The 8,713-nt window shown below is 73.1% G+C and carries 9 protein-coding genes; 5 read left to right on the top strand and 4 right to left on the bottom strand.

Features of this window, described 5'->3' with window-relative positions; all coding sequences use genetic code 11:
• Together KUF83_RS11805 and KUF83_RS11800 are read right to left on the bottom strand one after the other, a co-directional pair.
• The coding region (locus tag KUF83_RS11805) for a serine/threonine-protein kinase (protein WP_217454589.1) at positions 1–1,074 on the bottom strand (1,074 nt) is incomplete at its 3' end.
• Entirely contained in the window at positions 1,071–1,946 is an 876-nt protein-coding gene (locus tag KUF83_RS11800; RefSeq protein ID WP_217454588.1) for a hypothetical protein, read from the bottom strand. The genes KUF83_RS11800 and KUF83_RS11805, both read right to left, overlap by 4 nt.
• A gap of 169 nt (positions 1,947–2,115) precedes the next feature.
• Between KUF83_RS11800 and KUF83_RS11795 the strand changes: the two genes are divergently transcribed.
• The 3 genes from KUF83_RS11795 to KUF83_RS11785 all read left to right on the top strand — a co-directional run bounded on the left by KUF83_RS11795 (position 2,116) and on the right by KUF83_RS11785 (position 4,368).
• Entirely contained in the window at positions 2,116–2,430 is a 315-nt protein-coding gene (locus KUF83_RS11795) for a DUF6412 domain-containing protein (RefSeq protein ID WP_217454587.1), read from the top strand.
• Between the two features lie 165 nt (positions 2,431–2,595).
• Entirely contained in the window at positions 2,596–3,363 is a 768-nt protein-coding gene (locus KUF83_RS11790; RefSeq protein WP_217454586.1) for a YidC/Oxa1 family membrane protein insertase, read from the top strand.
• A 147-nt stretch (positions 3,364–3,510) separates the two neighbouring features.
• The gene (locus KUF83_RS11785; protein ID WP_217454585.1) at positions 3,511–4,368 is read left to right on the top strand and encodes a fumarylacetoacetate hydrolase family protein; all 858 of its coding nucleotides are present in this window, start codon (positions 3,511–3,513) and stop codon (positions 4,366–4,368) included.
• Between the two features lie 96 nt (positions 4,369–4,464).
• Here the strand turns inward: KUF83_RS11785 and KUF83_RS11780 are convergent, their stop codons facing one another.
• Complete coding sequence (locus tag KUF83_RS11780; protein ID WP_217454584.1) at positions 4,465–4,950, bottom strand: heme-degrading domain-containing protein; 486 nt, start codon at positions 4,948–4,950, stop codon at positions 4,465–4,467.
• Positions 4,947–6,068, bottom strand: coding sequence for a Gfo/Idh/MocA family oxidoreductase (locus tag KUF83_RS11775; protein WP_217454583.1), 1,122 nt, complete (start codon positions 6,066–6,068; stop codon positions 4,947–4,949). The genes KUF83_RS11780 and KUF83_RS11775 overlap by 4 nt, the downstream gene beginning before the upstream one ends.
• A gap of 348 nt (positions 6,069–6,416) precedes the next feature.
• Here KUF83_RS11775 and KUF83_RS11770 point away from each other — a divergent pair, with 348 nt between their 5' ends.
• A complete protein-coding gene (locus tag KUF83_RS11770) occupies positions 6,417–7,670 on the top strand; it encodes an ROK family transcriptional regulator (protein ID WP_217454590.1) in 1,254 nt (417 codons plus the stop codon).
• Between the two features lie 288 nt (positions 7,671–7,958).
• Positions 7,959–8,713, top strand: a 755-nt coding sequence (locus tag KUF83_RS11765) for a hypothetical protein (protein ID WP_217454582.1), incomplete at its 3' end; no start/stop codon positions are given.

The raw sequence follows: 8,713 nt of genomic DNA, 5'->3' as shown, positions 1-8,713 counted from the left end.
GGCCGCCAGCAGCACGGCGGCGCCCGAGGCCAGGAGCAGCCGCCGCCGGCCGGGCGACGGCGGCTCCCCGTCTCCCGCGGTCGATGCGGATGCCGAATCATGTGCCGGTGCTTCGGCGACGGTCGGTTCGATGTCGGGAAGAGCCAGCATCGCGGCCGAACGGTCGGCGATGGCCCGTACGACGTCGTCGGGCAGCCAGTCGATCCGGCCGCCCTCGGGGACGGCGTCCTCGACCAGCAGCACCGTGCCGAGCTGCTCGGCCGTCGGACGGTCGGCCGGGTCCTTCGCCAGGCACAGGCGCAGCAGCGTCAGCAGCCCGACGCCTGCGGTGTCCCCCTCGGCCCCTGCTGGGTCCTCGGCCTCGATGCCGTCGAGGTCGGGTTCGTCGTGGACCGTGCGGTAGAGCAGGGCGTCCGTCGTCCCGGTACCGAACGGCGGACGGCCGGTCGCCGCGTACGCCAGCAGGCACCCCAGCGAGAAGATGTCACTGGCCGGGCCCACGGCCGCGCCGCGCGCCTCGGCCTGCTCGGGGGAGAGGAAACCGGGCGTTCCGACGACCAGGTCCGTCGAGGTGATCGCGGTCTCGTCGGTCGCCCGCGCGATCCCGAAGTCGATCAGACGTGGGCCGTCCACGGCGAGCAGGACGTTGGCCGGCTTGACGTCCCGGTGGACCAGCCCGGTGGCGTGCACCTGGCGCAGCGCGGCGCCGAGCATCCTGCCCAGCACGCGCACGCTGCGAGCGGGCAGCGGCCCGTGGTCCGCGACCGCCTCCGCGAGCGAGGGGCCGGGGACGAAGGCGGTGGCCAGCCAGGGCGCCGCCGCCTCCGGGTCGGCGCCGGTGACCGGCACCGCCCACGGGCTGGTCACCCGGCGGGCCGCCTCGACCTCCCGGCGGAACCGGGCACGGAAGTCCGGCTCGTCCGCGTACTCGGCCTGGATGACCTTGACGGCGGCCAGCGACCCGGCCTCGGTACGGCCCAGGTAGACCACGCCCATGCCGCCCTCGCCGAGACGGGCCAGCAGCCGGTGTCCGCCGATCGAGGCGGGGTCGGTGGGAAGCAGACGCCCGCTCATCGCGGCGCCTCCAGTTCGGTTTCGAGGTCGCTCAGCATCCGGCCCGCTCCCTCTTGCAGGGCGGCGTTGACCTCGTCGGCGGACCGCCCCTCGGCGCCCCTGCCGACGACGGCCACGGTGACCTGGCCCAGACGGCTCTGAAGCCAGTAGTAGTGGTGGGGGCCGCCGAGCTCGTCACTGGAGTACTCGCCGCTCTCCGCGAGCGAGTCCTCGGAGGTGAAGTTGCCCAGCAGGCCGAAGTCCGCGCCCTGGGAGAGCAGTCCGGTGATCCGCTCGCCCTGGCGGAGCTGCTGGTCGGGGCAGCGCAGCGTTTCCTCCAGGGTTCCGGCCATCTCCCAGTCGGCGTCCTTCACGGTCCGGTGCACGCTGACGACGGCGGCGACGCGGACCGGGCCCTTGCCGTCCTCGGCGGGCAGTTCGCTGTTGCGGGTGAGGCTGGCCAGCACGGTCGCGGGCAGTGGCTCGCGCTGCCAGACGCAGTCCGCGTCGAGCGAGGGCCAGGAACCGGGGTCGGCCTCGTACGGGCTGCGCCTGACGAATCCGGGGCCCCAGTCGGCGGGCGCAGCCGCGACGGTGCGGGCCAGGCGTAAGGCCTCGGCGCGGGTCTTCGGGGCGCGGCCCGGATCCGGGACGAAATCCAGGCTCGTGGCACTGGCACCGGAACCGGGCGTGGAATCCGGGGGCGGGGTCGGGGTCGGGCTGGAGCGTGGGCCACCGCTCGCGGTCGTCTGCCCGGAACCGGCGGGCTCGGAACCGGCGGGTCTTGACCCGGCGGGTTTGGCGGTCCCGTCGTCCCCGGACCCGGAACAGCCGGCCAGCAGCAGCCCGGTGAACAACACCCCCAGGCCCAGCCGCACGCGTCTTCGGTACACAGCAACTCCCCCTGTCCGCACGCGCGTTCCCCGCAGGGAGGGTATCGACTGTGCCGTCGGTGTACCACGATCGTGCCGGAGTCCGTGGCCCGTCGTACCGAAGCCGGATCCTGTATAACGGCAGGAGGCCGCGAAGCACGAAGGAAGCACGAAGGAAGGAGGACAGCCGATGACCAGGACCTGGGCGCAGCTGAAGCCCGCCGTCGTGCTGCTCGTCGTCCTCCTTCAGGTGGCGCTTCTCGACACCGGCAGCCTCTCCGGAGCCGTCGCCGTCGCGTTCGCCGCGACCGCCGCCGCCGGGTCCGCGCTCACGGCCTGTTCCCTCATCGCCTCGCGCCTCGCGCCCGCCGTGCCCCGTACGAGAGTGCGTACGGCCATGCGCGACCGTGAGCAGCGCACGGCGTTCCTGCCGCAACGCGACCCCGACGCCCGGGGCCGCAGGCGTCCCCGAGCACCCGGCCGTTCCCTCCTGACGGCCGCGTAGGGGAATCCCGGGAACTCCGTTCCTTCTTTTCTCTTTTCTCCTCGTTCCTTCCGCCGCCCCTTCGCGGGTCGTCATGCCGACGCACGTCACGTCTCACTCTTCGGCACGACGAGACCCTCGGAGGGCTCACCCATGTCCGCCTTTTCTTCCGTCTTCGCTTCCTTCATGTCCGTGTTCGCGAGCCTCGTCGAAGGACTCGCCGATCTGGTCGAACCGCTCTTCCAGGCCTCCGCGGCGGCCGTCGCGATCGTCCTGTTCACCGCGTTCGTACGACTCCTCGTGCACCCCCTGTCGCGGGCCTCGGCGCGTGGGCAGCGGGCGCGGGCCGCGCTGCAGCCGCGGATCGCCGAGCTGCGGAAGAAGCACGGGAAGAACCCCGAGAAGCTGCAGAAGGCGGTGCTGGCGCTGCACGCCGAGGAGAAGGTGTCGCCGCTCTCCGGCTGCCTGCCCAGCCTCTTCCAGCTGCCGGCCTTCTTCCTGCTCTACCACCTGTTCTCCAACGCGCGGATCGGCGGCGAGGCCAACTCCCTGCTCGCCCACCAGCTCTTCGCCGCCCCGCTCGGCGACCGGTGGACGGACGCCCTGCGGGACGGCGGGATCCTCGGCGCGCCGGGGCTGGTCTACCTGGGCCTGTTCGTGATCGTCGCGGCTGTCGCCACCTTCAACTACCGGCGTACGAAGCGGATGATGGCGAACGGCGTCCAGGCGGCCCCGGCGGCCGGCGGCGCCCCGGGTGAGCAGCAGGTGCCCGGGCTCGGCGCGATCACCAAGATCATGCCGCTGATGTCGTTCTTCACCCTGGTCACCGTGGCGGTCGTGCCCCTGGCGGCGGCGCTGTACGTGGTGACCAGCACGACGTGGAGCGCGGTGGAGCGGGCTGTCCTGTACCGGGACATGCCGGGCGCGGCCCCGGCCGCCGCCGTACTCGGCTGACCTGGCGGGAGGCGCGGAGCGTGGGTGGTTACGGTCCAGTCCGTGAACCGGGTATTGCGGACTGGACGTCGACCTTGGAGGATCGACCAGTCCTCCGATGGCTGCACCCGTCGGTCGGGCCGCCCGCGATCAAGGGAGAGAGTGCTCATGAAGCTGTTGCGAGTCGGTACGGCGGGGGCCGAGCGTCCCGCGCTGCTCGATGCCGAGGGGGTCCTGCGGGACCTGTCGGGCATCGTGCCGGACATCGACGGGGCGCTGCTCGCCGACGACGAGGCGCTCGGCCGGATCCGTACCGCCGCCGAGGCCGGGGACCTGCCCGCGCTCGACGCGGCCGGGCTGCGGGTCGGCCCGCCGCTCGCCCGGATCGGCAAGATCGTCTGCATCGGCCTCAACTACCACGACCACGCCAAGGAGACCGGCGCCGAGCCGCCCACCGAGCCGGTGATCTTCTTCAAGGCGGCGGACACGGTCGTCGGGCCGCACGACACGGTGCTCGTGCCGCGTGGCTCGGTGAAGACCGACTGGGAGGTCGAACTCGCGGTCGTCATCGGGCGTACGGCGCGCTATGTCGCCTCGCGCGAGGACGCGCTCGGACATGTCGCCGGATACGCGGTGGCGCACGACGTGTCCGAGCGGGAGTTCCAGATCGAGCGCGGCGGGACCTGGGACAAGGGGAAGAACTGCGAGACGTTCAACCCGCTCGGGCCGTGGCTCGTGACGGCGGACGAGGTTCCCGACCCGCAGGCGCTCGGGCTGAAGCTGTGGGTCAACGGGAAGCTGAGGCAGGACGGCAGCACGTCCGACCAGATCTTCTCCGTGGCCGAAGTCGTGCGGTACGTGAGTCAGTTCATGACGCTCTATCCCGGGGACGTCATCAACACCGGTACGCCGGCGGGGGTTGCGCTCGGGATGCCCGAGCCGAAGCCGTTCCTTCGGGTGGGCGATGTGGTGGAGCTGGAGATCGAAGGGCTGGGGCGGCAGCGGCAGGAGTTCAAGTCCGCCTGATGTGTTTCGCCGGGGGCGGGGAACCGCGGCCGGTTGCCGGCTGCGGGTTCCTTGTGGCTGGTCGCGCAGTTCCCCGCGCCCCTGAAGAACGCGTCCCTACGAAGGTGCCGTGAAGCGTTCCAGGGCCTCCACCACCATTGCGTGGTCCTCCAGTTGAGGGAGGCCGGAGACCACGACCGTGCCGATCACACCAGCGCCCGTCACTGTGATCGGGAAGGCTCCGCCGTGGGCCGCGTAGGTGTCCGGGTCCAGGCGGGAGGAGTCCTCGAAAGTGGTGTTCTTGGCGCGGAACCGGGTGCCCACCAGGAGTGACGAGGCGGCGTAACGCTCGACCACCCGGCGCTTGCGGTCGATCCAGGCGTCGTTGTCCGGGGTCGAGCCGGGGAGCGCGGCGTGGAAGAGCTGCTGGCCGCCGCGGCGGATGTCGATCGCGACGGGGGCCTCGCGCTCGCGGGCCAGCTCGACCAGCAGCGTGCCGAGCCTCCACGCGTCCTCGTACGTGAAGCGGGGGAGCGTCAAACGGCGCTCCTGTTCCTCCAGTTCGGCGACGGTCGGTGCGGTGGGTGTGCTGGGCGTGGTCACAGGGTCACCGTCACGTTCTCGCGGGCCGAGCGGTGCGCGGCTTCCAGGACGTCCAGGGCCGCGGCGGCCTCCAGCGCGGTGACCGGGTTCTCGCCGGTGCCGCTCAGGGCGGCGGCGACGGCCGCGTAGTACGCGGGGTACGTGCCGGGGAGGGTCGGAACCGGGGTGCCGCCGCCGGTCGACGGCGACTCGCCGGAGCCGACGCGGCCCCACAGCTCCTCGGGCTCGACGCCCCACTCCTTCTCCCTGCCCGCGACCGGGCGCTCACCGTCGCGCAGGGCGGCCTCCTGGGGGTCGAGGCCGTACTTCACGTAACCGGCCTTCGAGCCCAGCGTGCGGAAACGCGGGCCGAGCTGGGCGGTCGTCGCGGAGGCGTGCAGGTGGGAGCGGACACCGTTCGTGTGCGTGATCGCGATGAACGTGTCGTCGTCGGCCTCGGCGCCGGGGCGGCGTACGACCGACTCCGCGTACACCGTGGCCGCCGGGCCGAAGAGGACCAGCGCCTGGTCGACCAGGTGGCTGCCGAGGTCGTACAGCAGACCTCCGATCTCTGCCGGGTCGCCGGATTCGCGCCAGCCGCCCTTGAGTTGGGGGCGCCAGCGCTCGAAGCGGGACTCGAAGCGGTAGACGTCCCCGAGGTCGCCCTCGGAGATCAGCTGCCGCAGCGTCAGGAAGTCGTTGTCCCAGCGGCGGTTCTGGAAGACGGAGAGCAGCAGGCCGCGCTCGTCGGCGAGGGCGGCGAGCTCGCGGGCCTCGGCCGCCGTGCCCGCGATCGGCTTGTCGACGACGACCGGAAGGCCCGCTTCGAGGGCGGCCTTCGCGATCGGCACGTGTGTCTTGTTCGGGGACGCGATGACGATGAGGTCCAGCTCGTCGGCGCGCTGCCACAGCTCGTCGGGGGCCGCCGCGATCCGTACGTCCGGGAACTCGCCCTTCGCCTGCTGCTGCCGCTCCGGGTTCCGGGTGACGACCGTGTCGAGGGTGAGCCCCTCGGTGGCGGCGATCAGCGGGGCGTGGAAGACGGAGCCCGCGAGACCGTAGCCGACGAGGCCCACGCGGAAGGGGGCCTCGCGGACGGGGCCCGCGCCGGGAGAGGTGCCAGATCCTGTACCAGTCATGCAACCCACTTAAGCAACGCTGTTGCCAAAGTGCAAGCGCGGGGAACAATGGGGTGTGGACGCGAGCGATGGGGAGGGATCCGAGTGGCTGAGGCCGGAGCTGAGGCTGGAGCCGGAACCGGAGGCGAGCACGGGATCGGAGAGAGGGCCGGGGACGGCGACGTTTCCAGGATCAGGGACGGGAAGGGTTCCGGGATCGAGGACGGGAAGGGCTCCGGGGTCAAGGACGGGGTCGGGGCCGGTCCCGGGGCGGTTTCGGAGGCCGGGCCGGACCGGGTGCCCCAGGTGACCACGGCGGCCAGTACGACCGGGAGCTCCGGGACGCCCGGGACCTCCTGGACGCCCGGGATCTCCGGGTCGCCCAGAACCTCCGGGACGCCCGGCAGCTCCGCGGCCGCAGGACTGCCGGGTGCGGCCGGGGCGAACCTGCTCGCGTTGCGCAGTCACAACGCCGCGCTGCTGCTCGACCTGCTGCGGCGGGCCGGGCGGGCGGGAGTGAGCCGCCTCGAACTCGCCGGGCGTACGGGGCTGACCCCGCAGGCCGTCAGCAAGATCACCGCCCGGTTGCGGGAGGACGGCCTGGTGACCGAGGCCGGACGGCAGGCGTCCACCGGAGGCAAGCCACGGACCGTGCTGCGGCTGGTGCCCGAGGCCGGGCACGCGGTGGGACTGCATCTCGACCGGGACGAGCTGCGGGCGGTCCTGGTCGACCTCACCGGGGCGGTCGTGGCGGAGCGGCGGACCGGGCTCGGTCTGGGAGCCGGGGCCGTGGCCGTGCTGGAGACGGTCGTGAGCGAGGCCAGGGTGCTGATGGAAGGGCTGCGGGCGGGGGCGGCGACAGCTTCGGGGCCGGCCGGGGCCGGGAGGAGCCGGCCCGCTGCCGAGTCCACCGTCCTCGGTGTCGGTGTCGCCATGCCGGGCCCCCTCGACCACACGCACGGCGTGCTGCACCGGGTGACCGGGTTCCCCGAGTGGGACGGCTTTCCGCTGCGGGACGCGCTGGCGCGCCGGCTCGGGGTGCCCGTCGTGCTGGACAAGGACACGAACGCCGCCGCGCTCGGGCTGGCGGTCGGGGGTGTCGGGGGCGTCGGGGACGAGGTCGGATCCTTCGCGTACCTGCATCTCGGTACGGGGCTGGGGGCCGGGCTCGTACTCGGCGGGGCCGTGCATCGCGGGGCCAGGACCGGGGCGGGGGAGTTCGGGCATCAGGTCGTCCAGCTGGACGGGCCGTCCTGCCCCTGCGGCAACCGGGGCTGTGTGGAGGTGCTCTGCCTCGCGGCCGTGGCCGGGGGCGACATCGACGAGGCGGCGCGGGTCCTCGGGGAAGGCGCCGCGAACCTCGTCGGGCTCCTCGACATCGACCTCGTGCTGCTCGGAGGGCGCACGGTCGACGCCGAGCCGGAGCGGTTCGTGCGGGGGGTCGGGGCCGTGCTGGACGCCCGGGCCCGCGCCCGTGGCCGCGCGCGGCGCGACGCCGGGAACGCGCTCGGGGACGGGCCGGGGGTCGTGCCCGTGCGGGGTGTCTCCGGTGGGGAGCGGGTGGTGGCGGAGGGGGCGGCCCAGTTGTTGCTCGCGCCGCTGTTCGGGAGGGCGGAGGCGTGACTGAGGGGTGCCCTCTTCCCACAGTCGCCTCCGCGGGTCGGATGTGACGTGCGGGTGGTGGAGGGCCGGTCGCGCAGTTCCCCGCGCCCCCGACGGGGCCGTGGCACCTCGGGAGGGCGGTCACGCTTCCTGACGGGCCCGCCGTGCTCCGGAAGGGGGCGGGGCGGTCGGTGTGATGGACCGAGTGGATGGATCGGCGCCCCCGCCCGGGGGCGGTCGTCCGCGTGGCGGAGCCGACAGCCCGGCCGCCCGTGGCAAGCTCCCGTGTCCATGCGACTGAGCAAGCCCGTGTCTCTTGCCGTAAGCGCTGCAGCCGCCCTCTTCTCCGTGCCCGCCGGGCAGGTCTCCGCGCAGGCCCTCTCCCCGTCCGCGTCCGACCGTCACGTCGGCCGGCCCGAAGTCGGCAGGGCCTCGTGCGCCTCGTCCGGGAAGCGCGATTTCCCCGTTCGCACCCGGATCCACGGCGGACCCGACACCTATGACGCCGGAGGCGGGTTCCGGACCTGGTACATCGACCTCACCAACACCACCGACTCCACCTGCGGGAACATCCACCCCGTCGTCGTCCTGGTGGACGGGAAGCGGGCGCTGACGTCGGAGCAGCCGCGCCTGGAGTTCTACGACGGGGAACGGCCCCGCCCCGTGACCTTCGAACGGACCGAGGAGGACGAGCACATCGGAGTGCTCGGCTCCAGCTCCACGGGGAAGGACGACTTCCCCGGGTTCACCGTGGCCCCCGGCAAGACCCTCTCCGTCAGGATGCGCCTCGCGGTCACCTCGGACGCCGTGGCCAACGACGTGGTCGCCAACGCCGCCGTCGTGCAGCGGCACGAGGACGACGGCGCCTGGGTGGGCCAGTCGAACGACTACCGGTTCCGCATCGTCGGCGACGACGGGGCGGGAGCACGAGAGGGCGAGCGGCCCGGCGACGGGAACCGGCAGGGCGATCCCGACGGTGTACCGGACGCGATCCCGTTCGCCGAGGAGCTGGCCCGCACGGGCCGCGACTCGCCCCGCGCGGTCCTCGCCGCGGCGGCCGGCGC

It is taken from the genome of Streptomyces sp. BV286, from assembly GCF_019090165.1.
GTDB lineage: Bacteria > Actinomycetota > Actinomycetes > Streptomycetales > Streptomycetaceae > Streptomyces.
Note: the sequence above shows the minus strand (reverse complement) of the source record. Positions and strands in the feature narration are given on the sequence as shown.

Excerpts from the sequence above, each read along its gene's own strand:
- KUF83_RS11795 (WP_217454587.1), top strand. The coding sequence starts at position 2,116 with ATGACCAGGACCTGGGCGCAGCTGAAGCCCGCCGTCGTGCTGCTCGTC.
- KUF83_RS11775 (WP_217454583.1), bottom strand. The coding sequence starts at position 6,068 with ATGACTGGTACAGGATCTGGCACCTCTCCCGGCGCGGGCCCCGTCCGC.
- KUF83_RS11785 (WP_217454585.1), top strand. The coding sequence starts at position 3,511 with ATGAAGCTGTTGCGAGTCGGTACGGCGGGGGCCGAGCGTCCCGCGCTG.
- KUF83_RS11790 (WP_217454586.1), top strand. The coding sequence starts at position 2,596 with ATGTCCGTGTTCGCGAGCCTCGTCGAAGGACTCGCCGATCTGGTCGAA.